The 24,731-nt window shown below is 72.2% G+C and carries 23 protein-coding genes; 4 read left to right on the top strand and 19 right to left on the bottom strand.

Translation table 11 applies throughout. The annotated features are described in order from the left end of the window. Positions 1 to 13: 13 nt before the first annotated feature. Positions 14 to 727: a dienelactone hydrolase family protein gene (locus AAW13_RS37580; RefSeq protein WP_240528853.1), complete on the bottom strand. Its 714-nt coding sequence runs from the start codon at positions 725 to 727 to the stop codon at positions 14 to 16. Positions 728 to 898: 171 nt separating this feature from the next. Here AAW13_RS37580 and AAW13_RS37585 point away from each other — a divergent pair, with 171 nt between their 5' ends. Continuing rightward, positions 899 to 1,588 carry a DUF6215 domain-containing protein gene (locus AAW13_RS37585; RefSeq protein WP_046728873.1) on the top strand — a complete coding sequence of 230 codons (690 nt, stop codon included), beginning with the start codon at positions 899 to 901 and terminating at the stop codon, positions 1,586 to 1,588. 42 nt (positions 1,589 to 1,630) lie between these two features. Here AAW13_RS37585 and AAW13_RS37590 read toward each other — a convergent pair whose 3' ends face one another. The 7 genes from AAW13_RS37590 to AAW13_RS37620 all read right to left on the bottom strand — a co-directional run bounded on the left by AAW13_RS37590 (position 1,631) and on the right by AAW13_RS37620 (position 9,703). Then, complete coding sequence (locus AAW13_RS37590) at positions 1,631 to 2,206, bottom strand: hypothetical protein (protein ID WP_046728872.1); 576 nt, start codon at positions 2,204 to 2,206, stop codon at positions 1,631 to 1,633. A 432-nt stretch (positions 2,207 to 2,638) separates the two neighbouring features. Beyond that, positions 2,639 to 4,672, bottom strand: a complete 2,034-nt coding sequence (locus AAW13_RS37595) for an NAD(+) synthase (RefSeq protein WP_046728871.1) — start codon at positions 4,670 to 4,672, stop codon at positions 2,639 to 2,641. Positions 4,673 to 4,813: 141 nt separating this feature from the next. After that, positions 4,814 to 5,650: a PaaX family transcriptional regulator gene (locus AAW13_RS37600; protein ID WP_046728870.1), complete on the bottom strand. Its 837-nt coding sequence runs from the start codon at positions 5,648 to 5,650 to the stop codon at positions 4,814 to 4,816. A 10-nt stretch (positions 5,651 to 5,660) separates the two neighbouring features. After that, entirely contained in the window at positions 5,661 to 7,091 is a 1,431-nt protein-coding gene (locus AAW13_RS37605; RefSeq protein WP_052768523.1) for an alpha/beta hydrolase family protein, read from the bottom strand. Between the two features lie 221 nt (positions 7,092 to 7,312). Next, a complete protein-coding gene (locus AAW13_RS37610; protein WP_046728869.1) occupies positions 7,313 to 8,305 on the bottom strand; it encodes a phospholipase D-like domain-containing protein in 993 nt (330 codons plus the stop codon). Positions 8,306 to 8,776: 471 nt separating this feature from the next. Next, positions 8,777 to 9,196: an ester cyclase gene (locus AAW13_RS37615; protein WP_046728868.1), complete on the bottom strand. Its 420-nt coding sequence runs from the start codon at positions 9,194 to 9,196 to the stop codon at positions 8,777 to 8,779. A 102-nt stretch (positions 9,197 to 9,298) separates the two neighbouring features. Beyond that, positions 9,299 to 9,703, bottom strand: a complete 405-nt coding sequence (locus AAW13_RS37620; protein ID WP_046728867.1) for a nuclear transport factor 2 family protein — start codon at positions 9,701 to 9,703, stop codon at positions 9,299 to 9,301. A 166-nt stretch (positions 9,704 to 9,869) separates the two neighbouring features. Between AAW13_RS37620 and AAW13_RS37625 the strand changes: the two genes are divergently transcribed. After that, positions 9,870 to 12,254, top strand: coding sequence for an ATP-binding cassette domain-containing protein (locus AAW13_RS37625; RefSeq protein WP_046728948.1), 2,385 nt, complete (start codon positions 9,870 to 9,872; stop codon positions 12,252 to 12,254). 4 nt (positions 12,255 to 12,258) lie between these two features. Here the strand turns inward: AAW13_RS37625 and AAW13_RS37630 are convergent, their stop codons facing one another. The 8 genes from AAW13_RS37630 to AAW13_RS37665 all read right to left on the bottom strand — a co-directional run bounded on the left by AAW13_RS37630 (position 12,259) and on the right by AAW13_RS37665 (position 19,874). Beyond that, positions 12,259 to 12,888: a 3-oxoacid CoA-transferase subunit B gene (locus AAW13_RS37630; protein WP_046728866.1), complete on the bottom strand. Its 630-nt coding sequence runs from the start codon at positions 12,886 to 12,888 to the stop codon at positions 12,259 to 12,261. Further along, entirely contained in the window at positions 12,885 to 13,640 is a 756-nt protein-coding gene (locus AAW13_RS37635) for a CoA transferase subunit A (RefSeq protein ID WP_046728865.1), read from the bottom strand. Before AAW13_RS37635 ends, AAW13_RS37630 begins: the two co-directional genes overlap by 4 nt. 90 nt (positions 13,641 to 13,730) lie before the next feature. Next, positions 13,731 to 14,702, bottom strand: a complete 972-nt coding sequence (locus AAW13_RS37640) for a fumarylacetoacetate hydrolase family protein (protein WP_046728864.1) — start codon at positions 14,700 to 14,702, stop codon at positions 13,731 to 13,733. A gap of 42 nt (positions 14,703 to 14,744) precedes the next feature. Beyond that, positions 14,745 to 15,683 (bottom strand): VOC family protein, encoded by a 939-nt coding sequence (locus AAW13_RS37645; RefSeq protein WP_046728863.1) that lies wholly within the window; start codon positions 15,681 to 15,683, stop codon positions 14,745 to 14,747. Positions 15,684 to 15,696: 13 nt separating this feature from the next. Continuing rightward, on the bottom strand, positions 15,697 to 16,704 hold the full coding sequence (locus AAW13_RS37650; protein ID WP_046728862.1) for an amidohydrolase family protein: 1,008 nt from the start codon (positions 16,702 to 16,704) through the stop codon (positions 15,697 to 15,699). Continuing rightward, entirely contained in the window at positions 16,701 to 17,849 is a 1,149-nt protein-coding gene (locus AAW13_RS37655; protein WP_046728861.1) for an FAD-dependent oxidoreductase, read from the bottom strand. The genes AAW13_RS37650 and AAW13_RS37655 overlap by 4 nt, the downstream gene beginning before the upstream one ends. A 91-nt stretch (positions 17,850 to 17,940) precedes the next feature. Further along, positions 17,941 to 18,897: a cyclase family protein gene (locus AAW13_RS37660; RefSeq protein ID WP_046728860.1), complete on the bottom strand. Its 957-nt coding sequence runs from the start codon at positions 18,895 to 18,897 to the stop codon at positions 17,941 to 17,943. Further along, on the bottom strand, positions 18,894 to 19,874 hold the full coding sequence (locus AAW13_RS37665; RefSeq protein ID WP_046728859.1) for a fumarylacetoacetate hydrolase family protein: 981 nt from the start codon (positions 19,872 to 19,874) through the stop codon (positions 18,894 to 18,896). The genes AAW13_RS37660 and AAW13_RS37665 overlap by 4 nt, the downstream gene beginning before the upstream one ends. A 138-nt stretch (positions 19,875 to 20,012) precedes the next feature. Between AAW13_RS37665 and AAW13_RS37670 the strand changes: the two genes are divergently transcribed. Continuing rightward, positions 20,013 to 20,933, top strand: a complete 921-nt coding sequence (locus AAW13_RS37670) for a LysR family transcriptional regulator (protein WP_046728858.1) — start codon at positions 20,013 to 20,015, stop codon at positions 20,931 to 20,933. A 105-nt stretch (positions 20,934 to 21,038) separates the two neighbouring features. Here the strand turns inward: AAW13_RS37670 and AAW13_RS37675 are convergent, their stop codons facing one another. Further along, complete coding sequence (locus AAW13_RS37675) at positions 21,039 to 22,313, bottom strand: MFS transporter (RefSeq protein ID WP_046728857.1); 1,275 nt, start codon at positions 22,311 to 22,313, stop codon at positions 21,039 to 21,041. A 261-nt stretch (positions 22,314 to 22,574) separates the two neighbouring features. Here AAW13_RS37675 and AAW13_RS37680 point away from each other — a divergent pair, with 261 nt between their 5' ends. Further along, on the top strand, positions 22,575 to 23,081 hold the full coding sequence (locus AAW13_RS37680) for a MarR family winged helix-turn-helix transcriptional regulator (protein ID WP_046728856.1): 507 nt from the start codon (positions 22,575 to 22,577) through the stop codon (positions 23,079 to 23,081). A gap of 70 nt (positions 23,082 to 23,151) precedes the next feature. Here the strand turns inward: AAW13_RS37680 and AAW13_RS37685 are convergent, their stop codons facing one another. Both AAW13_RS37685 and AAW13_RS37690 read right to left on the bottom strand, forming a co-directional pair. Then, positions 23,152 to 23,583, bottom strand: a complete 432-nt coding sequence (locus tag AAW13_RS37685; RefSeq protein WP_046728947.1) for a universal stress protein — start codon at positions 23,581 to 23,583, stop codon at positions 23,152 to 23,154. Between the two features lie 290 nt (positions 23,584 to 23,873). Continuing rightward, positions 23,874 to 24,731, bottom strand: a complete 858-nt coding sequence (locus AAW13_RS37690) for a DMT family transporter (protein ID WP_046728855.1) — start codon at positions 24,729 to 24,731, stop codon at positions 23,874 to 23,876.

The following is a 24,731-nucleotide window of genomic DNA, read 5'->3' on the forward strand; positions in this document are numbered from 1 at the left end:
ACCAGGGCGGGTCTCAGCGCAGAAGCGGTCCGTCCGCCGCGCAGGCCTCCGCCGTCCAGCCGTCCAGATCGCGTTCGGGACGCAGCAACCGCCTGATGGCGGCGGCGGACGCGCGGTGCCAGTCCCGGCTGCGCCGGAGCATCGCGTGATCGCACCCCCGGAGCAGCACCATCCCGGCCTCGGCGCCGGCCTCACGGGCGTGCCGTACGTACGCGGCCGACTCACCGGGCTCGGTGGTGTGGTCCCGGTCCCCGTGGAGTACGAGGATCCGCGTGCCGTCGAGGTCGTCCACCGGGTCGTCGGCCGGACACCAGGGCGCCAGCGCCAGCACGCCGCGCACCGCGGGATCGGCGGCGGCACGGAGCGCGGCACGCCCGCCCATGGAGTGCCCGACCAGCACCACCGGTACGTCCCCGGCCAGTCCGCGCAGTTCGTCGAGGGCCCGCAGGGTGTCGTGCAGCGGGTCGGCCGTGTCGTTCCAGCCCCGGTAGCGGTAGCGCACCTGGCCCACCAGCACGTCTCGCGGCGAGGAGACGGAGGCCGCGACACCCGTGAAGGGCCGCATCCGCAGGGCGGCCGGCTGCCAGGGGCGCGCCGGACCCGTCCCGTGCTCCTGCCCGCCGTGCAGGACGAGTACCGCCGCGCGGGCCCGCTCCCGTGGCGCGCGACGCACCACCAGGGCGCTCCCGTCCGCCTCGAAGACCCGTCCGTCGGCCACCGTGTCCACCTCTGCCTTCCTCCGGGACGAAGCGTGCTGCCGCCATCGAACAGCGTGCTGCCGCCATCAAACACGCCCGGAGGAGGCCACGGCCACCGAGGGGTCGTGCTGCGTGTGCCCACGCCGTGAACATCCGTTAGGCTCCACGCGCACAGGGGACGCACAGCGGGGGTGGGGGACATGAGCGAAGGTTTCGGCGAGCCCGAAAAGCACGGCAGACCGGTGCTACAGGCACTCGCGGCGGTGGCCCTGCTGGCGGTCGTGGTGGGCGCGCTGTGGGCGCAGAAGCAGTTCGTCCATCAGAAGGACACCAGCGGCGAACCGGCGACCTGCACCACCTCGCACGACCGGCTGCCCGCCCGGTACGTCTCCGGCGCCCGGCTGTGCGCGCTGCTGAACCGCCCGGACCTGCCGGCGCTGCTGGGTACGCCCCACGAGCGGATCGAGACCGCCAGCGGTAACGGGGACTGGATCACCCTCTCCGGCGGCACGAAGATCCCCTCACCGGACGCGACGGTGACCCTGGAGACGTACTCCGTGAAGCTCTCGGCGGCGTACGACGACCTGCGCGTCGCGGAGACGGGCGACCTGCTCGCCGGCACCAGGCGGACGAAGGTGCTGGGGCATCCGGCCGTCGTCTACTCCAGCCCGACCTTCTCGATCGGGTTCGACCTCGGCGGCGGCAAGGCCACCTCGGGTCCCGGCGGCACGGCGCGCTGCGTCCTGGTCTCGCAGCACGCCAAGGACGACGGGAAGGGGGCCTTCGAGGTCGCGCTCTGGCGCCAGGACGACGTACTGCCCGACGACACAGCCCTCCTCCGGGTCGCGGAGCGGGTCCTGCGGACCGCACCGGGCTGGGACGAGGGCTGAGCCGGGCGGCCGAACCGGCCGCGGTGGCGGTGTGTCAGACGCTCACGGAGTCACGGTCGTCGTGGCGGCGGCGTCCGTGGTGGGCAGTGCCGGTAGCGCGGGTACGGCACTGCCGAGAAGTCCGGTGACCGCGGCGAGGACGGGGGCGAGCAGCCCGGTGACGGCGCTCACCACTCCGCCGAGGTCGAGCGAGGTCACCGCGCTCAGCAGCTTGGTGACGGCGGCCTGGATCGCGTTCACCAGGTCCGACACCGGGTCGGCCGCCCGGGTCCCGGCCCGGTGCGCGGAGTCGCGGGTGCCGGTGGCCTTGAGGTGCTGCTGGACGGTGTCGCTCCACTTCCGGACCGCCTGCGCGTAGGCGGCGGCTCCGGCCGGGTCGAGCGTGGCGCCGGGCACCGTGCTGAGGAACGGGCTGACGAGTCGGGAGTCGTGCGTCGCTTCGAACCGGTCCAGGAGCGTGTCGAGGTCGGCGCCGGACGCCGGAACCCGCTGCGCGGCACCGCGTCCCGGCGCGTCTCGGCCGGCGTCGGCGGCGGCGGTTGCGGCGGCCGGGCCGAGGACCAGAGCGGCACAGACCAGGGGCGAGATGAGGAAGCCACGGGAGACCAGGGTGCGCATGGGGTTCCTTTCGAGACTGCTGTCCTTGTCCCCACCGTGGAAAGCGGCACAGGTCACCGCAACCGCTCCCGGGTCGCGCGCGGTGCTCGTCGTGCCGCGGCGAAGGCCTTGACCAGCCCGTTCGTACCATCGGTCGACTCCGGCCGGATGTTCACCCGTCAGAGTGCGTCCCACCGCCGCCGGGCGCCGCACCCGACGCGGTTCCCGGCACGCGAAAAGTCCCGCCCCCGACGGATCAGGGGCGGGACTCTTCGATCGGAGCGCCGGGCAGGCCTTGCACCTGCATTTCCCCGCAGGAAGCGGGGCGTCTTTCCTTGGACCACCAACGCATCGCGCGTCACTCGGACTTGAGTGCCTCGCTCAAGATCGAGCCTACCCCGGCAGGGGGACGCACGCCAAATCGCGCGGACGTTCCCCCACCGGGGCCACGGATCACTGCTCCGGTACCCGCTCCAGGTCGCGCAGCCAGGCCCGCGCCGAACTGTCGGACGGCGCACGCCAGTCGCCGCGCGGGGAGAGGGAGCCGCCCGCCGAGACCTTCGGGCCGTTCGGCATCGCCGAGCGCTTGAACTGGGCGAAGGCGAAGAAGCGACGGCAGAAGTAGTCGAGCCAGTGCCGGATCTCCGCCAGGCCGTACGCCTTCCGCTCGGAGTCCGGGAAGCCGGGCGGCCAGGCGCCCGCGGCCCGGTCGTGCCAGGCGTGCCAGGCCAGGAAGGCGATCTTCGACGGCCGGAAGCCGTGCCGCAGCACCTGGTACAGGGTGAAGTCGTGCAGCGCGTACGGACCGATCTTCGACTCGGTGGACTGTAGTTCCTCGCCGGGCACCAGCTCCGGGCTGATCTCCGTGTCCAGGATCGCGGCCAGCGTCCGGCCGGTCTCCGGGTCGAACTGCTCGCTGCTGATCACCCACCGGATCAGATGCTGGATGAGCGTCTTCGGCACCCCGGAGTTGACGTTGTAGTGGCTCATCTGGTCGCCGACGCCGTACGTCGACCAGCCGAGCGCCAGCTCCGACAGGTCCCCGGTACCGAGGACGATGCCGCCACGCTGGTTCGCCAGCCGGAACAGGTAGTCGGTGCGCAGCCCGGCCTGCACGTTCTCGAACGTGACGTCGTACACCGGCGCACCGGCGGCGAACGGATGGCCCATCTCCTCGAGCATCAGCCGCGCGGTCGGTGTGATGTCCAGCTCGGCCGCGGTCACGCCGAGCGAGTTCATCAGCCGGTGCGCGTTGCCCTTGGTGTGCTCGCCGGTGGCGAAGCCGGGCAGCGTGAAGGCCAGGATGTCGCTGCGCGGGCGGCCGGCGCGGTCCATGGCGCGGGCGGCGACGATCAGCGCGTGCGTGGAGTCGAGCCCGCCGGAGACACCGATGACGATCTTCGGGCCGCCGATCGCGGCCAGCCGCTGCTGGAGCGCCGCGACCTGGATGTTGTACGCCTCGTAGCAGTCCAGGGCGAGTCGTTCGGGGTCGGCCGGCACGAACGGGAAGCGCTCCACCCGGCGGCGCAGGCCCAGGTCGGCCGTGGGCGGGTCGAGGCGGAAGGAGACGGTCCGGAAGTCGCCGGTGCGCGCCGCGTGGGTCCGGCGGTTGTCGTCGAACGAACCCATCCGGGCCCGCTCCTGCCGCAGCAGGTCCAGGTCCACGTCGGCCACCGCGTACTGGTCGTCGAGCGGGAACCGGTCCGTCTCCGCCAGCAGCTGACCGTTCTCGTAGATCATGGTCTGCCCGTCCCAGGACAGGTCCGTGGACGACTCACCGAGTCCGGCCGCCGCGTAGACGTACGCGGCCAGGCAGCGCTGCGACGCCGAGCGGCACAGCAGCTTCCGGTCCTCGGCGCGGCCGACCGTGATCGGGCTGCCGGACAGGTTGACCAGGACACTGGCACCGGCCAGCGCCGCCTCCGCGCTCGGCGGCACGGGGACCCACATGTCCTCGCAGACCTCGGCGTGCACCACGAGACCGGGCACGTCGGCCGCTTCGAACAGCAGGTCCACCCCGAACGGCACACTCTCGCCGCCGACCCGGATCGTCCCGCCCCGCTCGTCGTCGCCCGCGGCGAGCTGCCGGCGCTCGTAGAACTCCCGGTAGTTCGGCGGGTAGGACTTGGGCGCGACCCCGAGGATCCGGCCGCGGTGCACGACCACCGCGCAGTTGTAGATCCGGTTGCGGTGGCGCAGCGGCGCGCCGACGACGAGGACCGGCAGCAGTTCGGCCGAACCGGCGGCCACCGTCGCGAGGGCCTCCTCGACCTGGTCGAGCACCGCGTCCTGGAGCAGCAGGTCCTCGATCGAGTAGCCGGTCAGACCCAGTTCCGGGAAGACCGCCACCGCGACGCCCTCCTCGGCGCAGCGGCGGGCCTGGCGCAGGACGGCCTCGGCGTTGGCGCGCGGGTCGGCGATGACGGTGTGGCCCGTGCAGGCTGCCACGCGCGCGAAACCGTGCTCATAGATCGACCAGAAGTTCAACGGGGCTTCCTCGGGAGAGACGGACGGGGTGCGGATGCCGGACGGCAGCGACGCCGGGCACGGGTACCCGTTCCTGTGGTCCGGCGACCTGCCCGCTACCGGCAGCATAGATCGCTTGCCGATCCGTGCTGGTCCGGAGGGTCACAGGGGTGTGGTGTCCAGCAGGTCCGCGGCCATCCGGCGGGCCGGCGCCTCGGTCTCGGCCGCGATCCGGTGGAACGTCGACTCCGCCGCGTGGGCCGGCCAGTCGGCGGGCAGATGCCGGGCCGGCAGCCGCGGATCGGTGCGGATGATGTCCAGCCACTCGCTGACCAGCCGCAGCCGGGTGACGACGGCGTCGCCGTCGGGTCCGGGCCGCCACGCCTCCCAGCGGGCGCGGAAGTCCGCGTAGCGGGCGGCGATCGACTCCAGGTCCCAGGTGTCGCGGATCATCACGTCGATGTCCGTCGCCTCGTCGGCCAGCGCGTGGAAGATCTTCACGTGCGCGGAGAGCCCGAGTTCGGCGACCACCGCGGAGACGTCGACCCGGCCGGGCGCGATCCACAGTCCGCTGTAGAGCGGCCCGAAACCCGACCAGCCGAGCTGCGAGCGCAGATCGTGCCGCTGGCGCTGCCAGGACTCCGGCAGCGAGAAGCCGAGCAGCGTCCAGGACCCGTCCCAGTCGTCGTTGACGGCGCCGGTCTCCCAGATCCGACGGCGGCCGTCGTGCAGGATCTGCGCGGCGAGCGGCGTCAGCCCGAAGTACATCCTGCGCCCCTGCCGTTGGCGTCGCAGCAGGTTCCTGTTGACCATCCGGGTGAGCGTGGAGCGTACGGCCTGCTCGCCGACGCCCGCCCGGCCCAGGACCGTGATGATGCTGCCCGAGTAGACGCCCAGCGGGCCCAGCTCCAGTACGTGGTTGCCGAAGAAGGTGAGCAGGAGCGACTGCGGGCGGGGCTGCGGGGAGTCCGGGGCCTCCGGTGCGATCTCGGCGTTCACGTGCGCAAGGTTACGGCCACCCGGGGGACGTACGACGGCCCGCGTGTCCTGGGCTCCGCTGCCGGTCGCGCGGGTGGGCCAGGTCGTACGGACGGGGGTAGGGGCCCGGTTCGTACGGGGTGTAGCGCGCCGCCGAGGCGGGGTCGGCGGCGCGGGCGCGGGCGTTGAGGGAGGCCGGATCGGCGCCCCGCCAGTGGCCCGAGGCGATGCGGTCCTCCAGGGTGTGCAGCGCGGCCACCTGTTCGCCGGGGCTGAACGTGCAGTGGCCGGCGTTGCCGACGTAACCCTGCCGGAGCAGGGCGGCGGAGCCGGCGGCCGTGGCGGCACGCCGGTGGGCGCTCTCGGCCTGGACCGGGATCAGCGGGTCGCCGGTGGTGTGGATGTCCAGCTGCGGTCCGCGGAGCCGGCCGGTGAACACGCTGGTGCGGTCCATCCAGTCGACGGCCTGCCGGTCGGCGACGACGCGCGCTGCCCTGTTCAGGTCGCCGAGGTCCGTCCGCAAGGATCGTCCCGCTTCGCGGTAGAGCTCCGAAACCTCCTTGGAATTCGGCGACTTGCGCAGCATGGCCGGGTAGTCGACGCCGGTGTTCCAGGACATGTTGCCGCCCGCCCGGCGCTCCGCCTCCTGCCGCCAGACGAAGGCCGGGAGGCCGATCAGACCGACGACGGCCCGGTACTGACCGGCCTGCTGCGCGTCCCAGTCGGCCGGCGCGGGCCGGGGGACGGCGTCGTCGTTCCAGCCGGGGACGTCGTACAGGGCCGCGGCCAGCGCGATCCGGGCCCGGCCGGTGGCGGTGGTCTGCGCCCTCTCGACCAGTTCGGTCATGGCTGCGGCCTGGGCGGCCGCGTCGGCGGTGTCGCGCAGCCCGGTGAGCCGGATGTCCGAGCCGGTTCCGCCGAGCAGGGTGCGCAGCGCGAAGGCGGTGTCCAGCATGCTGTTCCAGGTGGCGACCCCGCCCTGCACCAGACCGCACATCGACAGCGTCCCGGAGACGCGGTCCGGGTGACGTTCGGCGATCATGGTGGTCACCAGGCCGCCGTACGAGGTGCCCCACGCGAGGGTGCGCCGGGCCGCGCCGAAGCGGCCGGTGAAGGCGTCGAGGGTGGCGAGCTGGTCGGGCACCGCGTCGGCCACCGCCCAGCCGGCGGTGGCGTACGAGGAGCCGGTCAGCGCGTAACCCTGCTTCATCAGCAGCGACTTGGTGGCGTCGTCCGGTGCGTCCCGTGCCGGGTTGGGGACGCCGACCGGGGTGTAGCCGTGGCTGTACAGCAGGACGGTGCCGTTCCAGCTGTCCGGCATGTCGATGACGTAGGCCGCGCCGGACGGCAACGTGCCCTCGACGCGGACGGCTTCGGCGGCCCGAGCCGTGGGGGTCAGGGAGGCGGCGAGCAGCAGGGCCGCGAGGGCGGTGAGGGTACGACGGCGGGTGCGGTGCGGCACGAACTCGGACTCCTTGCGCCAGGTGGGGGGACTGACGCCGCGAAGTTAGGCGGGGCCTTGATGTGCGTCAAGAATGCGCACAAATGTCAGGCGTGTCGGCCGTGCCCCCGAGCTCATCCACGGGCGGGCCGGGCGCGGCTTCCGCCGAGCTCATCCACGGGCGGGCCGGGGGCGGCTTCCGCCGACCTCCGCCCCGGCCCGCCCCTGCTTGCGGCGGTTCGCTACGCGGCGGTACCGCCCGAGTAGTCGCTGGCGAACGTCGTCTCGATGGTCGTGGCCACCGACTGCGCCACCCCCGTGCCCGTGAGGATGATGCCCAACTCGCGGTTGCTGGAGAGTGAGTTGCTGCTGATGTTCATGGAGCCGGCCTCCACCTCCTGGGTGGACAGGCCGTAGTCGGCGACCATGGCCTTGGCATGGATGTAGAAGCCGTCGGGGTCGGAGTAGCCGACCACCGTGCCGCCGGCGTCCTCGATCTCGGAGACCTCGCTGGAGTAGTCGCCCGGGGTCTCCAGGACCACCCTCACCTTCACGCCCGCCTCGGCTCTGGCGGCGATCGCGTCGACCACCGTGCTGTCGCTGAACTCCAGTTCCTCGACGTCGAGCGTCTTGGTGGCGGCGTTGATCACGGACAGCAGGCGGCTGCGCGAGTCGGTGGGGGACCAGAGCAGGTGGTCGCCGTCGGTGGGGGTGACCGAGGTGCCGGCGTAGTCGGCGGCGAAGACCTTCTCGATCGCGGCGACGTCCCTGGTGTCGTCGGTGAAGACGCCGTAGTCCCGGCCCGTCGCGTAGTACTGCGAGGTCAGGTTGCCGGTCAGGACCAGCGACTTGGTGGCGTCCACCGTGATCGTCTTCTGGTGCGTGTAGACGAAGCTGGACGACGACCAGACCACGCCCACACCGGCGTTGGTGAGGGAGGTGTAGGCCGAGTTGTTGGCGCTCGTGTGCTGGCGGTCGAGCACGACCCGAACGGTGACGCCCTTGTTCTCCAGGGCTATCAGGTCGTTGACGGCCGTGGTGTCCTCCAGCTCGTACATGGTCATGTCGAGCGAGCTGGTGGCCGAGTTGATGAAGTCGTAGATCGTGGGCTCGCTGCTGCTGAGCGAGAAGGCGAAGGCGGTGTAACTCGCGGCGTTCGCGGGGACCGCGGTGGCTACGACGGTGGCACCGGCCGCCAGGGCGACTCCCGCGCGACCGAGAAGCTTCGACAGCATGCGTGACTCCTAGTCGATGGACGCTCACGTGGGGGGTGGGTGAGCGTGCGCATGACACCACGCGCGTAGACTGCCGAGGAAGACAGGCCGGGTGAACTCACAGTTACCGGCGGCCCGGACGGCCGGACAAAGCGGACTCCGGGCAGGTGGCGGCCGGTTCATGGGCGTCCCGCGAGAACGCAAAATCTTCGTAGCCGGGCGAGCGGGGGTGCTCGGTGGCGGGCGTCCCGTGGGTGTGCGAGGCCCGGACGCCCGGGGCCGGGCGGGACCCGGGCCGCCTGCTCAGGCCGTCGTCGAGGAGGCCGGCGTGCCCGTGCTGCGCGGGCACGAGGTATCGACGGTGACGCGATACACCTACGGCGTCACCGTGGGGGAGTCACGTGGCAGCCACCCGGTCGCCCGCGACGGCGACCGGTACCGGCTGGTCTCCGGGTCACCTGGCCGGGCGGGGCCTGCCGCTCCCGCCGGTGGTCACGGCCCCTCGGCCAGGCCCAGCTGACGCAGCATGCCCAGTTCGTCGCTGCTGCCCCAGCGCTCGACGAGCTTGCCGTCACCGTCGAAGCGGCTGATCTGCATGCCCCGGTAGCGCACCTTCCGGCCGGTCGGGGGCCGCCCCATGAGCGGCCCCAGATGCGTCCCGCTGATCCGGTAGGCGAAGGCCAGCTCGTCGTCGGTCGCCAGCAGGTGCTCCACCTCGACCCGCAGATCGGGGAAGGCCTCGCGCAGGTCGTTGAACATGGCCTTGTACCCGGCGGGTCCCGGGCCCTGTCCCGGGGCGGGGTCGTGATCGACGGAATCGGGTGCGACGATGTCGTCCAGCGCGTCGAGGTTCCCGGCGACGACGGCCTCGCCGAAAGCGGTCTGTGCGGCGATGTTCGCTTGCTGCGCCATGGGCACTCCCGGGCGTGCGCGGGGCGCCGGCCCGTGTGTCGGCTGGGAGGTCCGCACCTACGCCGTACAACGACCGTACATCGGTCGTCGGTACCCGGCAGGTCAGGCCTCCTCGACGGTCCGCCCCGGCATCGGCTCCGCGAGCGCGGCCCGCCACTCGGGCGCGCCGAACGGCCCGGCGAAGTACTGCGTCTCATGCACCACCTGGCCGTCGGCGAACTCCATGACGCTCACCGAGTACGACGGCACACCGTCGTAGGTGATGACGCACTCGCTCACCCACCACCGCGCGTGGCCGGTGACGCGCAGCACGGTGAAATGCCGGTCGGCCGGGTGTCCGCCGCGCTGCGCGGCGATCTTCTCCCGGCCCCGGAAGCGCTCGCCCGACTGCGGATAGTCCAGGACCGCGTCGGCGGCGTAGACGGCGTGCTCGGCCGCGACGTCCCCGCGCTCCGACGCCCGCCAGTGCTCCTCGATCGCGGCCCTGATCCGGGACTCGGCATCCATGGCACCGCCTTTCCCCGGGACTGCCAGCCTAGCCACCGCCGGGCCGCCGGGCGCGTCGCGCACGATCGCCGGTCGATCAGTAATGGAGAAGCACCGGCCTTCCCGCCCCGCTAGCGTGGCGGCCAGCGACGCCGGCACCGCGCAGTGGATGGAGACGGATTTGAGCATGGCCAGAACGACCGGGACACAGACGTCCACGCCGCACGTGGCCGACACACACGGTCTGATCCGTGTGCACGGTGCCCGCGAGAACAACCTCAAGGACGTCAGCATCGAGATCCCCAAGCGCCGGCTGACGGTCTTCACCGGCGTCTCCGGCTCGGGCAAGAGCTCGCTGGTGTTCGACACCATCGCCGCCGAGTCCCAGCGGCTGATCAACGAGACGTACCCCGCCTTCGTCCAGGGCTTCATGCCGAACCTGGCCCGCCCCGAGGTGGACGTCCTCGACGGACTGACCACCGCGATCATCGTCGACCAGCAGCGGATGGGCGGCGACCCCCGCTCCACCGTCGGCACCGCCACCGACGCCAACGCGTTGCTGCGCATCCTCTTCAGCAGGCTCGGCGAGCCGCACATCGGCTCGCCCAAGGCGTTCTCCTTCAACATCGCCTCGATCAGCGGCGCCGGAGCCGTCACCGTCGAACGCGGCGGGCAGCAGGTGAAGGAGCGCCGCAGCTTCAGCATCACCGGCGGCATGTGCCCGCGCTGCGAGGGCCGGGGCGCCGTCACCGACCTCGACCTCGGCCAGCTCTTCGACGAGAAGCTGTCCCTCAACGAGGGTGCGATCACCGTCCCCGGCTACAAGGGCGGCGGCTGGAACTCCCGTCTCTACGCCGAGTCCGGCTTCTTCGACCCGGACAAGCCGATCAGCAGGTTCACCAAGAGGGAACTCCAGGACTTCCTGCACCGCGAGCCGACCCGGATGAAGATCGCGGGCATCAACATGACCTACGAAGGTCTGATCCCGCGCATCCAGAAGTCGATGCTCGCCAAGGACAAGGAGTCGATGCAGCCGCACGTCCGCGAGTTCGTGGAACGGGCGGTCACCTTCGCCACCTGCCCCGAATGCGACGGCACCCGCCTCAGCGAGGGCGCCCGCTCCTCGAAGATCGACGGGATCAGCATCGCGGACGCCTGCGCGATGCAGATCAGCGACCTGGCCGCCTGGGTCAAGGACCTCGACGAACCATCGGTGGCACCCCTGCTGGAGACGCTCCGGCACACCCTCGAATCGTTCGTGGAGATCGGCCTCGGCTATCTCTCGCTCGACCGGTCGGCGGGTACCCTGTCCGGCGGCGAGGCCCAGCGCACCAAGATGATCCGCCACCTCGGCTCCTCGCTGACCGACGTCACCTACGTCTTCGACGAGCCCACCACCGGCCTGCACCCGCACGACATCCAGCGGATGAACGCCCTGCTGCTGCGGCTGCGCGACAAGGGCAACACGGTGCTCGTCGTGGAGCACAAGCCGGAGGTCATCGCGATCGCCGACCACGTGGTCGACCTCGGCCCCGGGGCCGGAGCGGGCGGCGGCACCGTCTGCTTCGAGGGCTCCGTCGAAGGGCTGCGCAAGGGCGGCACCATCACCGGCCGTCACTTCGACGACCGGGCCTCCCTCAAGGAGACGGTCCGCAAGCCCACCGGGGCCCTGGAGATCCGGGGCGCGGCCGCCCACAACCTCCAGGGTGTCGACGTCGACATCCCGCTCGGGGTGCTGGCCGTGGTCACCGGTGTCGCCGGTTCCGGCAAGAGCTCCCTGGTGCACGGGTCGATCCCGGCCGGCGCCGGGGTGATCTCGGTCGACCAGGGCGCCATCCGCGGCTCCCGGCGCAGCAACCCGGCGACGTACACCGGACTGCTGGAACCGATCCGCAAGGCCTTCGCCAAGGAGAACGGCGTCAAGCCCGCGCTGTTCAGCTCCAATTCGGAGGGCGCCTGCCCGACCTGCAACGGCGCCGGCGTCGTCTACACCGACCTGGCGATGATGGCCGGGGTCGCCACCACCTGCGAGGAGTGCGACGGCAAGCGGTTCGAGGCGTCGGTGCTCGAATACCGCCTCGGCGGCCGTGACATCAGCGAGGTGCTGGCGATGCCGGTGACCGAGGCCGAGGAGTTCTTCGGCGCGGGCGGGGCGCCCCTCCCGGCCGCCCACCGCATCCTCCGGCGGCTCACCGACGTGGGTCTCGGCTACCTCACCATCGGCCAGCCGCTCACCACCCTGTCCGGCGGTGAGCGGCAGCGCCTCAAGCTGGCCACGCACATGGCCGACAAGGGCGGCGTCTACGTCCTGGACGAGCCGACCGCGGGCCTGCACCTCGCGGACGTCGAACAACTCCTCGGTCTGCTCGACCGGTTGGTGGACTCCGGCAAGTCCGTCATCGTCGTCGAGCACCACCAGGCGGTCATGGCCCACGCCGACTGGATCATCGACCTCGGTCCGGGGGCCGGCCACGACGGCGGCCGGATCGTCTTCGAGGGCACCCCGGCCGACCTCGTCGCCGCCCGCACCACCCTCACCGCCGAACACCTCGCGCAGTACGTCGGCGCCTGACCGCCTACCGCAGCAGCGGCGCGTCCGTGCGGTCCGCGATCTGCCGCGGCGTCACCCCCGGCGCGCACTCCACGAGTGCCAGCCCCTCGGGTGTGACGTCGAGGACGCCGAGGTCGGTGATGACCCGGTGGACGCAGCGCTCGCCGGTCAGCGGCAGCGTGCACTCCTTGCGGATCTTCGGGGTGCCGTCCTTGGCGGTGTGTTCCATCAGCACGATCACCCGGCGGGCGCCGTGGACGAGGTCCATGGCGCCGCCCATGCCCTTGACCATCTTGCCGGGGACCATCCAGTTGGCCAGGTCACCGGCGGCCGACACCTGCATGGCGCCGAGCACGGCCGTGTCGACGTGGCCGCCGCGGATCATGCCGAACGACTGGGCGGAGTCGAAGAAGGAGGCGCCGGGCAGCACGGTCACGGTCTCCTTGCCGGCGTTGACGAGGTCCGGGTCGACCTCGTGCTCGTACGGGTAGGGGCCGGTGCCCAGGATGCCGTTCTCCGAGTGCAGGACCACGTGGACGCCCGGCGGGAGGTGACCGGGGACGAGGGTGGGCAGCCCGATGCCCAGGTTGACGTAGGAGCCGTCGGTGAGTTCGGCGGCGGCGCGGGCGGCCATCCGGTCGCGGGTCCAGCTCATGTGCGTACGGTCCTTTTCTCTATGCCCTTGGCGTCCGCCTGGCCGGCGGTCAGCCGCACCACCCGCTGCACGTAGATGCCCGGCAGATGGACCTCGTCCGGTGCCAGCTCGCCTGGTTCCACCAGTTCCTCGACCTCGGCGACGGTGATCCGGCCGGCCGTCGCGGCCAGGGGGTTGAAGTTGGCCGCCGCCTTGCGGAACACGAGGTTGCCGTGCCGGTCGCCGCGCCAGGCCCGCACCAGCGCGAAGTCGGTGGTGATGGCGTGCTCCAGCACGTGCCGGCGGCCCTGGAAGGTGCGGATCTCCTTCGCCGGCGATGCGAGCGCGACCGCGCCCCCGGGGGCGTACCGCCAGGGCAGCCCGCCGTCGGCGACCTGGGTGCCCACGCCCGCCGGGGTGTAGAAGGCGGGGATGCCCGCGCCGCCCGCCCGCAGCCGCTCGGCCAGCGTGCCCTGCGGCACCAGCTCCACCTCCAGCTCGCCCGACAGGTACTGCCGGGCGAACTCCTTGTTCTCACCGACGTAGGAGCCGGTGACCCGGGCGATACGGCCCGCGCCCAGCAGCACACCGAGCCCCTGCCCGTCCACGCCGCAGTTGTTGGAGACGATCCGCAGCCCGCTCGCGCCCTGGTCGTACAGGGCCTGGATCAGGACGGCCGGGATGCCGCTGAGACCGAAGCCGCCGACGGCCAGCGACGCGCCGTCGGGGATGTCGGCGACCGCTGCCGCGGCGCCCGGACAGACCTTGTCCATGAGGGCCTTTCTGTTGCTGTGTGCTGTGTGCTGTGTGCTGTGTGCTGTGTGCTGTGTGCCGCGTGCCGCGTGCTGTGTGCGGAGCGCCGGTCAGGGTCGTTGTCGGTCCCGCCGCCGGGCCGCCGGCACCGGCACCACCGCCGCCCCGGCCACCACCGTGTTGGAGACGCTGCCGATGCCTTCGACGGTGAGCGTGACCGTGTCACCCGGCTTCAGCGGCGGCGGGTCCTGCGTGCCGCGCACGCCCCACAGCTCGGCCAGGCAGCCGCCGTTGCCGCAGGTGCCCGAGCCGAGCACGTCACCGGGGCGCACCCAGGTGCCGCGCGAGGCGTAGGCGACCATCTCCTCGAAGGTCCAGCTCATGTTGGACAGCAGGTCCTCACCGACCACCTCGCCGTTGACCGAGGCGGTCAGCGCGAGCCGCAGGAACCCGTCCGGGTCCCGGTACTCGTCCACTTCGTCGGCCGTGACCAGGTACGGACCCAGCGTGGTGGCGGTGTCCTTGCCCTTGCAGGGGCCGAGGTTCACCTTCATCTCGGCGGACTGGAGGTCACGGGCGGACCAGTCGTTGAAGACGGTGTAGCCGACGATGTGGTCACGGGCCTGCTCGGGGGTGAGGTCCCGGCCCGTACGGCCGATCACGGCGGCGACCTCCAGCTCGAAGTCGAGCACCCGCGCCCCCGGTGGCACCGGGATGTCGTCGTACGGGCCGTACACCGCGTAGGGGTTGGTGAAGTAGAAGGTCGGCGCCGCGTACCACTGCTCCGGTACGCCCGCGCTGCCGTCGACGGAGCGTCGTACGCCCTCGACATGCTCCTCGAAGGTGACGAAGTCCCGCACCGTGGGCGGCTGGAGCGGCGGCAGCAGCCGCACCTCGGAGACGTTCGGCCCGGCCGGGACGTCGAGCGTGGCCGCCCCCGCCTCCAGCAGAGCGGGCAGTCCGCCGCCCCCGGCGAGCAGCCCGGCCAGCGAGCCGACCCCGGGCATCGGATACAGCGTGCCGTCCTCGTCGACGACGGCCACCTGTTGGCGGGTGCGGTACTCGTATGTGGCGAAACGCATGGCAGGTCCTGTGGTCGGGGGGTGCGGATCGGGGGGGGGCGGTCAGACCGGCGGGGCCACGAAGACGCCGCGGTCGACGTCGTTGAACGACTCCTTGGCGACCAGTTCGTTCATCGGGTTCGCCGTGCCCCACTGGTCGGTGACCTCGGGCTTGGAGAAGTCGTAGACGCTCGGGTGCCAGGTGTCCTCGTCGAGGAGCTCCAACTCGGTCGTGTACTCGACCGTGTTGCCGTGCGGGTCCAGGAAGTACGTGAACGTGTTGTCGCCCGCCATGTGCCGGCCCGGCCCCCACACCTTCCTGAAGCCGGCCCGGATGACCCGGCCGGAGCCCCGCATGTACTCGTCGATGCCGCGCATCTCGAACGAGACGTGGTGCAGCGAGGTGTGCGGACCCTTGGCGAGGGCCATCGAGTGGTGCTGGCTGGAGATCCGCATGAAGTGCATGACCTCGCCCATGTGCGGCGAACTCAGCGTGTCCGAGAGCCGGAAGCCGAGGTGCTCCTCGTACCAGGCGCGGGTCCGGTCCAGGTCGGGCGAGTTGAGCACCACGTGCGACAGCTTGACCGGGATCGACTCCTTCTCCTCGATCTTCCGGTGCCGCCGTACCTCGACGTCCGCGGAGACCTCGATGGTGCGGCCGTCCACGTCGAAGAACCGGAAGCCGTAACCGCCGCCGGGCGTGTCGACCTTGCCCGGCCGCGAGATCAACTGCACTCCGCCGGAGAGGAGTTGTTCGGCCAGGGTGTCGACGTCCGCGGCGGAGGCGGCGCCGTACGACACCAGGTCGAGCCGCTTCTCGTCGGCCTGGCGCAGCCGGACCACGTACTGCTCCGGTGAGCCCTCGGCGGCCAGGAACGAGATGCCCGAGTCCTCGGCGACCTTGGTCAGACCCCAGACACCGGCGTAGAAGTCCAGCTGCTTGTCGTAGTCGGGCACGGCGAGGTCGACGTGCCGGAGGTGGGTGAGCAGACGGTTGCCCATGGGGGGTTCCTCCTCAGATCAGGTTCAGCAGGGCGGCGGCGGTACCGCCGCGGACGGCGTGGAAGTCGGTGTCGGGCAGGCCGGCCGCCCCCAGGGCGCCCAGCGGGTCCTCGGTGCCCATGTCGAAGGGGAAGTCGGAGCCGAGCAGCACCCGGTCCGCGCCCGCGACCCGGACCAGCTCCCGCAGCACGTGCGGGTCGTGGACCAGGGAGTCGAAGTACAGCTGCTTCAGGTAGCTGCTCGGCTCCCGCGCGCAGCCCCGGGCGTCGGGGCGGGTCCGCCAGGCGTGGTCGGAGCGGCCCAGGTGGGTCGGCAGGTAGCCGCCGCCGTGCGCCGCGATCAGCTTCAGGCCGGGACGGCGGTCCAGGACACCCGAGAAGACCAGGTGCGAGAGCGCCACGGCGTTCTCGGCGGGCTGGCCGACGGTGTTGGACAGGTACCACCGGTCGAGCCGCTCGTCGAGCGTGCAGCCGAACGGGTGCAGGAAGACCAGCGCCCCCGTCTCCTCGGCCCGGGCCCAGAAGGGCTCGTAGGCCGGGTCCGACAACTCACGGCCGGGCGCGTGCGAGGAGATCTCCACACCCCGCAGCCCCTGCGCCAGTGCGTGGTCGAGCAACTCCGGCGCCAGTTCGGGGTGCTGGAGCGGGACCAGCCCGAGCCCGAACAGCCGCCCGGGGGCCTTCGCGCAGTGCCCGGCGGTGCCCTCGTTGGCCAACCGGCAGACGCGGTGGGCCAGTTGTGCGTCCGCCCAGTAGTGGTAGTGCGACGGTGAGGGGCTGACCAGTTGTACGTCCACGCCCTGCGCGTCCATCGCGGCCAGCCGCACGGCGACATCGGTCAGCCGGGGCACCCGCTGCCCGACCATGGGCCCGTTCACGGCCAGCGCGGCCGGCCCGTTGCGGCGGGCGTCCAGGGCCCGGGCCTCGGCCAGCCCCGGCTGCCCGGCCACGGCCTCCTCCACGTCCGGGAGCAGGAGATGGGCGTGGACGTCGATCGTGGGTGTCGACGGGGAATCGGTCACGGCAGTTCCCTGAGGGCGGTGAGGGTACGGCCCATGAGCCCGGGCACGTCGGCGTCCCGCCGGCCCTCCAGCATCCAGTCGGTGAGCCGGCAGGAGGCGTCGACGACCAGGCGCACCCGGGGCAGCCGGCGGGCGTGGTAGCCGGTGAGCGCCCCGTCGAGGGACCCGGCGTCCCAGTCGGCCAGGCCGGTCAGCAGTTCGGCCAGGACCAGGACGTCCTCCAGGGACATCGCGGCACCCTGGGCGAAGGTGGGCGGACAGGCGTGGGCGGCGTCGCCCACGAGCACCACCCGGCCGCGGTGCCAGGGGCCCTCCACCAGGTGCCGGTCGAACCACGTGTAGTTGACGACCGTGGGATCGGTGAACGCTTCACGCAGCTCCTGCCACGCGCCGCCGTAGCCCTCGCTGAGCGTCCGCATCTCGTCGGCGTAGGAGGCCGGGTCGATGGTGGCGCGGTCCCGGGCCGGTTCCACGAGGTAGGTGTAGACCGTGTCCTCGCTGGTCGGGCAGTAACCGGCTATGAAGCAGCGGCCGCCGTAGATCATCTCGGTGCGGTCCACGCCGGCCGGGCGGGGCGCCGGGGCACGCCAGATGCCCATGCCGACGTGCTCGGGCTCGTCGGTCACGCCGATCATGCGGCGGGTCGCGGAGTTCAGGCCGTCGGCGCCCACCACCAGGTCGTAACGGCGGCTGGTGCCGTCGGAGAAGGTGACGTCCACGCCCCGCTCGTCCTGCTCGAAGGCGGTGGCCGTGGTGCCGAGCCGGACGTCGGCGCCCGAGGCCCGTACCCGGGCGATCAGGTGCTGCTGGAGCCGGGGCCGCTGCATGCCGATGTGGGCGGGCAACCGGTCTCCGCCGGTGCGCAGTTCCTCGTGCGCGTGGATCACGGTGCCGTCGGGGGCGAGGACGGCGACACCGTTGGCGGCGAACCCGTCCTTCTCGATGTCCTCCAGGACGCCGACCTCGCGCAGCACGCGCAGCGCGTTGCCCTGAAGGGTGATGCCGGAACCGGCGGAGGCCTTCCAGTCGGGGCTCGCCTCGACGAGATCGACGGGGATCCCGGCCCGGCGCAGCAGCACCGTCAGGGCGTTGCCGGAGGTGCCTCCGCCGACGACGAGGACGGTAGGGGTGGGGCGGTCAGCCATGTCGGGGGATACCTCCCGGGTTGGGCCGCGCGACTTCGGGCGGCGTGGATGCGGCGCGGTCGCCCGCGGGCGGGCGGAGACCGGGTGCGGGTTACTTGACCGCGAGGGGGTTGACCGGCGACCCGACCGCCCCGGTGATGGGCAGGGGCGCGGCGGTCAGCCAGAACTCGTGGACACCGTCGGCCGCGCAGTCGGCGGCGAGGGCGTCGAGGTCCCACATCTCACCGATGAGCAGACCCATGTTGGGGATGGCGACCTGGTGCAGGGGCTGGAAGGCGTTCTCGAACTCGTTCGGCCGCACCTCGAACCCCCAGGTGTCGGTGGCGATCGCGGCGATCTCGGTGCCGTGCAGCCAGCCGGCGGTCGTGAACGACAGCCCGGGCGCGGGCCCGCCCGCGTACTCGCCCCAGCCCTCCCGCCGGGCCCGGGCCAGCCGCCCGGTCCGTACGAGGACGATGTCCCCGCGGCCCACGGCCACCCGGTGCGCCTCGGCGGTCGCCGTCAGGTGCTCCGTGGTGACGGCGAAGCCGTCGGGCAGTTCCCCGTCGGTGCCGACCACCCGGCCCACGTCGAGCAGCACACCGCGCCCCGCGACGTGGGGCGCCATGTGCTCGATACCGGTGACGAGGTCGCCGTCGGAGGTGACGGTACGGGCCGCGTCCCGTCCGTTCCAGGCCTTGCCGTGGTCGAAGATGTGCCCGAGCCCGTCCCACTGGGTGGAGCACTGGAGCGGCATCGCGATCACGTCGTCGGCGCCGCCGATGCCGTGCGGGAAGCCCTGGTTGCCGAGGGCCGCGTCGGTACCGGTGTCCAGCATCGTGTGTACCGGGTTGGTCCGCCGCCGCCAGCCCTTCTGCGGGCCGTTCATGTCGAAGGCCTGCGACAGCGAGAAGCTGACGCCCCGCCTCACCAGCGCGGCACCTTCGCGCCGCTTGGCCTCGTCGAGGAAGTTCAGGGTGCCGAGCACGTCGTCCTCGCCCCAACGCCCCCAGTTGGAGTACGCCTTGGCGGCCTCGGCGATCGCGCCCTCGGGGTCCCGCCGGTTCACGACGTCTCCTTCACGCAACGGGTGCGCTGGGTACCGAGCCCGGTGACGGACCCCTCCATGACGTCGCCGTCCCGCAGCAACCGCCCCCAGTGGATGCCGTTCCCGGCCGGGCTGCCGGTCAGCACCAGGTCCCCGGGCAGCAGCCGGGCCGTCCGTGAGATGTACGACACCAGGCGGGCCACCCCGAAGAGCATGTCCTTCGTCGACTCGTCCTGCATGGTGTCGCCGTTCAGCTTCAGCGTCACCCGCAGGTCCCCCGGGTCGGCGACCGACCCGGCCGGTACCAGCCAGGGCCCCAGCGGCGTGAACCCGGGCGCGTTCTTGCAGCGCAGCCAGTCGGTGCCGATGGCCTTCATGTCCCGGCGGAAGACGGTGGCCCGGTCGGTGAGGTCGTTGGCGATCGTGTACCCGGCGACGTGCTCCAGGGCCTCCGCGACCGACACCCGGTACGCGGGCCTGCCGATGACGGCCGCCAGCTCCAGCTCCCAGTCGGGCTGTTCGGCCCAGTCGGGGAGCACGACGTCGTCGTACGGCCCGGCGATCGTGCTCGGCAGCCCGATGAACACGTACGGCAGGTCCTCGGCCGCCCGCCGGTCCATCACCGCGGCGATCTCCGCCCGTGCCTCCTCGACCGTACGCGGGTCGTCGGGGGAGCGGTGGGCGACCTCCAGGTCGATCACGTGCTGCCGGTAGTTGGCACCGGACTGGAAGATCTGCCGGGGCTCGACCGGCGCGTGCACCCGCAGCCCCGCCAGCGGCCGCCAGTCCAGGGTCACGTCGTCCGCCAGGGCGTGCAGTACGGGGAGGGTCTCCTCCCAGCGTTCCACCACGGCGCGCAGGCCGGCCGGCGCCCAGTCCAGCGCTCTGCTCAGGTCGAGCACCTGTTCCCGGGCCAGCAGACCGGGGAACGGCTCCCGGTCCGGGGCGGAGAACGTGCCGAGCGCGAACGGGCCGGCAGGTTGCGCGAGTGTTGCCATCAGATTTCCTCCCGCTGGGTTGCGGTCTACTGTGGCCCTGATCGGCGGATCACGGAAATAGATCCTGTGGATGCGCCGAATCCATGCCGTGGATGACTCCAGGGCGTGCGGTGCTCTCGACTGGCTAGGCGGTATCCGGTGAACCTGTCCCGACTCGACCTCAACCTGGTCGTCGCCCTCCGGGCGCTCCTGGAGGAACGCAACGTCACGCGGGCCGGCGAGCGTATCGGGCTGAGCCAGCCCGCCATGAGCGCGGCACTGGCCCGACTGCGCCGGCACTTCGACGACGAACTGCTCGCCCGCAGCGGCAACAGCTACGAACTGACCCCGCTCGGCGCCTCCCTGCGCGACCGCAGCGCCACCGCCTGCGACCTGCTGGACCGGGTCTTCTCCAGCCAGCCCGACTTCGACCCGGCGGCCGAGACCCGGGAGTTCACGCTGCTCGCCTCCGACTACGGCGCGGCCGTCTTCGGCGCCCCGCTGGCCCGCGCCCTGCACCACGAGGCCCCCGGTATCCGGCTGACCTTCCGGCACACCCCGCCGAACGTCGAGGAGAACCCGGCCACCACCCTGAGCACCATCGACGGCCTGCTGCTCCCGTACGGCATCATCGACGGCTTCCCGGCCGTCGACCTTCACCAGGACCGCTGGCTGTGCATGGTCGCCGACGACCACCCCGAGGTCGGCGCCGCCCTCACCCTCGACCACCTGGCCGAGCTGCCGTGGGCGGTCTACCAGCGTCCGTACGACGCGCCCGCCGCCCGTCAGCTGAGCATGCTCGGCATCAGCCCACGGGTGGAGGTCTCGGTGCAGACCTTCCAGCTGCTGCCGTACATGGTCGAGGGCACCCGCAGGGTGGCGATGATCCAGGAACGCCTGGCCCGCAAGGTGGTCCGCTCGGCCGCGGTACGCGTCCTGCCCTGCCCCTTCGAGGCGGTCCCGGTCCAGGAGGCGATGTGGTGGCACCCGGTCCACGCCCAGGACGCCGCCCACATCTGGCTCCGCGAGAAGGCGGCCGAGGTGGGGGCGACGCTGACGTCGGCCACAGCGCCCCGCTAGGGGCGCGGGGAACCGCGCGATCAACCCCCACGGCGCCGCGGTCGCCACACACGCGTGTGCGGCACATCCGCGGGCGCCTTCCGTCTCACGCGGGCGCCTTCCGTCTCAGGCCGGCTGCTCGGGCGACGGCCGTGTGTCCACCGCCTCCGCCCTCCGCCGAACAGCGAAGAGCCCCGCCGCCACCAGCGCGGAGGCCAGCCCCAGCAAGCCCACGGCACCGGCAAGGGAACCCACCGCCGCCTCCCCACCCAGCAGCACCAGGGGACACACGAACTCGCCCCCGAAGAACGCCGCCGTCCACAGCCCCGTCCCCCGCCCGCGGTCCTCGAACGCCAGCCGCGACATCGCGCCGGTGAGCAGCGCGGGCAACAGCATCCCCGTACCGACGCAGTTGACGACCGCCCCGACGACCAGCAGCGGAGCGCTTCCCGCGAGGAACATCAGCCCGAACCCGGCCGCGCAGACGGCGAGCACGGCGGGCAGCATCCGGTCGGGGGCGCGCCGCAGCCGGGCGAAGGTGACGGCACCCCCCACCGTGGCCGCACTCGCCACGGCGGTGGCCAGCCCGATCACGGCGGAGCTCGTCACCCCGAGGTCGTCGAGCAGGTACGACATCTCGACCGGAACCGTGTAGAAGACCATCGCGCCGAAGAAGGTCAGGGCACAGATCCCGCCCAACCGCCGCCAGGGGAAGGCCCGTCGGCCCACGGCGGCCCCGCCCCCGGCGACCGTGCCCGGTACCGCGGCGCCCGGAACCGCCGGCCCCGGCAGCGCGGTGGCCATCAGCGGCGCGAGGACGAGACTCACGGCGTACACCCAGAACGGCACCCGCCAGCCGGCCGACCCCGCCGCACCGCCCAGCACGAAGAACACGGTGGCCGACGCGGACGCGCACATGGTCTGAAGGGCGAGGTACCGCACCCGCCGCCGCCCGGTGTAGTAGTCGCCGATCAGCGTGGTGCAGCAGGTCATGATCGCGGCTTCGGCGACCCCGACCAGCGCACGGCTGGCGATGATCGCGCCGAGCGAGCTGAGCCACAGCGGGGCGGTCCCGAACACGGCGTACAACAGCGTCGCCACGACCAGCAGGCGCTTGCGGCCCAGCCGGTCCACGATCACCCCGGCGAACGGCGCGAGCAGCGCAAGGGAGAGCGCCGGCACGGTCAGCGCGAGCGGCACGAGCGCCTCGGCCCCCGGTACGGACGCAAAGTGGTCCTGCATCCTGGGCAGTACGGGGGCGATCAGCACCGCACCCAGGATCGGCAGGCAACTCCCCGCCATCAGCAGGGTCACCCGCAGCAGGTGCGCGGGCCCCGACACGGCGAGGGACGGGGGAGCGTCGTCCACCGCGGCGGGGGACGGGGGCACGGATCCGGGCATGGCGACTCCAGGGACGGTGGACGGACGGAGCGGGCATGCCGGCGGAGGCACCGCGGGGGCGCACGGCATGCGAGGGAGAAACCGCGCACCGGCGACCGGTCCGGACAGCGACGTGCGGGGTACGGACGACTATGAGGTGTGCCGAAGTACGCTCGCCATCCCCGGCGCGATCCGAATCGCGTATCCGGCTCATCCACGCCATGGATGAGCGGACCCACCCCAAAGTTTGAACATTCAAACGAAGATCGTTAGGGTACGCGCATGACGACGACGCCACGCTGGCTGAATCCCGAGGAACGACGGGCGTGGCTCGCCTACGTCCAGTTCTCCACGCACCTGTCCGACCACCTGAACCGCCAGCTGCGGCGCGACGCCGGGATGACCCACGCGGACTACACCCTGCTGGCGCACCTCTCCTCGGTCAAGGACCACAGTCTGACCATGTCCGAGCTGGCCGAACGCCTGAAGATCACCCGCAGCCGCCTCACCCACGCCGTGAACCGGCTCCAGGAGGCCGGCTACGTAGACCGCCGCGAGGACCCCGCCAACCGCCGCAACCAGTACGCCGTCCTGACCCCGGCCGGTGTGAGCCTCCTGGAGCGCGAGGCCCCCGGCCATGTCGAGGCGGTCCGCCGCGCCGTCTTCGACGCCCTCACCCCCGAGCAGGTGACCCAGCTCGCCGAGATCGGCGAGGCGATCAACGCGGCCCTCCAGCGCATGGACGCGGACGGCGACCGGCAGGAGGCGCTGCCCTGGCGGCGGCGGTAGCGCACGCCGACGGGCCCGCCCCGGACGAGACGTCCGCGGCGGGCCCGTGGTGCGTGACGGACCGTGCCGGTCAGGCCTTGGCGTCGCCCTCCGGGGCGAGCAGGACCGCCGTGCCGGTGCGGTGCGCGACGGCGTCGCTGACCCGCGGGTCGAACAGCGCCTCGACGGCGCCGCGGTGGTGGGGGCTGAGCACGATGAGATCGGCGCCGAACTCCTCGGCCGTCTCCGAGATGGCCTGCGCCACCTGCGTCGTGAGTCCCCGGACGAGGGTCCCCTCGGCCTTGACCCCCTGCTCGCGCAGGGCCGCCAGCGCCTCGTCCAGGACGGCCTTCGCCTCGGTGTCGTCCTCCAGGGCGACGACCGCGGACACGGAGACGGCGGACGTGATGACGTGCACGACGCGGACCTCGGCGTTCGTCAGCTGCGCCAGTTCACCGGCCAGCCGCACGGCGGAGTGGCGGGCGGGGCTGGGGTCGACGGCGACCAGGATGCGCTGAAACACGGACACTCTTGTTTCCCCTTCCGGGGGAGCGGAAGGACCACTCGGTGATCAGGGACGCCGGATCACGGCGTGTCGGGTCGGCGCGTCCGGCGCCGAACGAGTGCTTCCACCCCACCGGACGATCATCTCACCATCCCGACGGGCGACGGACGGCGGGTTCTTGTAACAGCCACTGAACTGCCGGAGACCGAACGGTGCCGAACCCGTCCGGCCGGGTCACCGCACGGCGTCCACGAGCCGGGTACGGCCCGGGTCACCGCACGGCGTCCACGAGCCGGGTACGGCCCGAGTCACCGCACGGCGTCCATGAGCCGAGGTACGACCCGGGTCAGCCGGACCACGCCCCACAGGATCAGACCGGCCCCGAACGCCTCCGCCAGCAGCCACCAGCCCGTCCGCACCGACTCACCGAACAGGAGGACACCCAGCGCCAGGCTCACCGCCGCGTCGCCGATCGTCAGGGCCGGCTGGGAGGCGACGAGCGGACCGGCCTGGAGGGCGTTCTCCAGGAGCATCAGCGCGCCGATGCCGGCGAGCGCGCAGCCGTACGTCTGCCAGGTGGTCAGGAAGGCGGGCAGGCCCGCGTCGGCGAGACGGCCGGTGGCCGACTTCATGAGCGCGGCGGCCAGCGCGTTGCCGATCGCGGCCCCCGTGGCGAGGGCCGCCGCGCGGAACAGCGGCGACGAGGAGGACCGGACGAGCAGCACGGCCACGGTAATGGCGCCCAGCGTGAACACCAGGACCGGGATCCAGCGCGTCATCGGGGCCTGCTGCCGGCCGCCGTGCGGAGCAGCCGAGGCCAGGAGCACGGCGAGACCGGCCACCACTCCCGCGATCGCCCACCAGCCGGCCGGGTTCGGCCGGCGGTGCAGCAACGGCATGGCGATCAGCAGGGCGAACGGCAGCTCCAGCATGAACAGCGGCTGCACCAGCGCCATCGGGCCGTTGACCAGCGCCAGCGCCTGGAAGACGGCGGCTCCGGTGACCCCGGCGATCCCGATGGCCCAGGCGGGCCGCCGTACCAGCGCGAGCAGCAGACGCAGGCCGGAGCGGCCGGGCAGAGTGGCGGCGGCCTTGCGCTGGAAGGCCGTGCCCGTCGCATTGCTGACGGCACCCAGGACGGCGAAGAGCAGAGCGAGCACCATCAT

Source organism: Streptomyces humi, assembly GCF_001005085.2.
GTDB classification, from domain to species: Bacteria; Actinomycetota; Actinomycetes; order Streptomycetales; family Streptomycetaceae; genus Streptomyces; species Streptomyces humi.

Excerpts from the sequence above, each read along its gene's own strand:
- AAW13_RS37585 (WP_046728873.1), top strand. The coding sequence starts at position 899 with ATGAGCGAAGGTTTCGGCGAGCCCGAAAAGCACGGCAGACCGGTGCTA.
- AAW13_RS37590 (WP_046728872.1), bottom strand. The coding sequence starts at position 2,206 with ATGCGCACCCTGGTCTCCCGTGGCTTCCTCATCTCGCCCCTGGTCTGT.
- AAW13_RS37610 (WP_046728869.1), bottom strand. The coding sequence starts at position 8,305 with ATGCTGTCGAAGCTTCTCGGTCGCGCGGGAGTCGCCCTGGCGGCCGGT.
- AAW13_RS37615 (WP_046728868.1), bottom strand. The coding sequence starts at position 9,196 with ATGGCGCAGCAAGCGAACATCGCCGCACAGACCGCTTTCGGCGAGGCC.
- AAW13_RS37620 (WP_046728867.1), bottom strand. The coding sequence starts at position 9,703 with ATGGATGCCGAGTCCCGGATCAGGGCCGCGATCGAGGAGCACTGGCGG.
- AAW13_RS37625 (WP_046728948.1), top strand. The coding sequence starts at position 9,870 with ATGGCCAGAACGACCGGGACACAGACGTCCACGCCGCACGTGGCCGAC.
- AAW13_RS37630 (WP_046728866.1), bottom strand. The coding sequence starts at position 12,888 with ATGAGCTGGACCCGCGACCGGATGGCCGCCCGCGCCGCCGCCGAACTC.
- AAW13_RS37635 (WP_046728865.1), bottom strand. The coding sequence starts at position 13,640 with ATGGACAAGGTCTGTCCGGGCGCCGCGGCAGCGGTCGCCGACATCCCC.
- AAW13_RS37640 (WP_046728864.1), bottom strand. The coding sequence starts at position 14,702 with ATGCGTTTCGCCACATACGAGTACCGCACCCGCCAACAGGTGGCCGTC.
- AAW13_RS37645 (WP_046728863.1), bottom strand. The coding sequence starts at position 15,683 with ATGGGCAACCGTCTGCTCACCCACCTCCGGCACGTCGACCTCGCCGTG.
- AAW13_RS37655 (WP_046728861.1), bottom strand. The coding sequence starts at position 17,849 with ATGGCTGACCGCCCCACCCCTACCGTCCTCGTCGTCGGCGGAGGCACC.
- AAW13_RS37665 (WP_046728859.1), bottom strand. The coding sequence starts at position 19,874 with ATGGCAACACTCGCGCAACCTGCCGGCCCGTTCGCGCTCGGCACGTTC.
- AAW13_RS37675 (WP_046728857.1), bottom strand. The coding sequence starts at position 22,313 with ATGCCCGGATCCGTGCCCCCGTCCCCCGCCGCGGTGGACGACGCTCCC.
- AAW13_RS37680 (WP_046728856.1), top strand. The coding sequence starts at position 22,575 with ATGACGACGACGCCACGCTGGCTGAATCCCGAGGAACGACGGGCGTGG.
- AAW13_RS37690 (WP_046728855.1), bottom strand. The coding sequence starts at position 24,731 with ATGATGGTGCTCGCTCTGCTCTTCGCCGTCCTGGGTGCCGTCAGCAAT.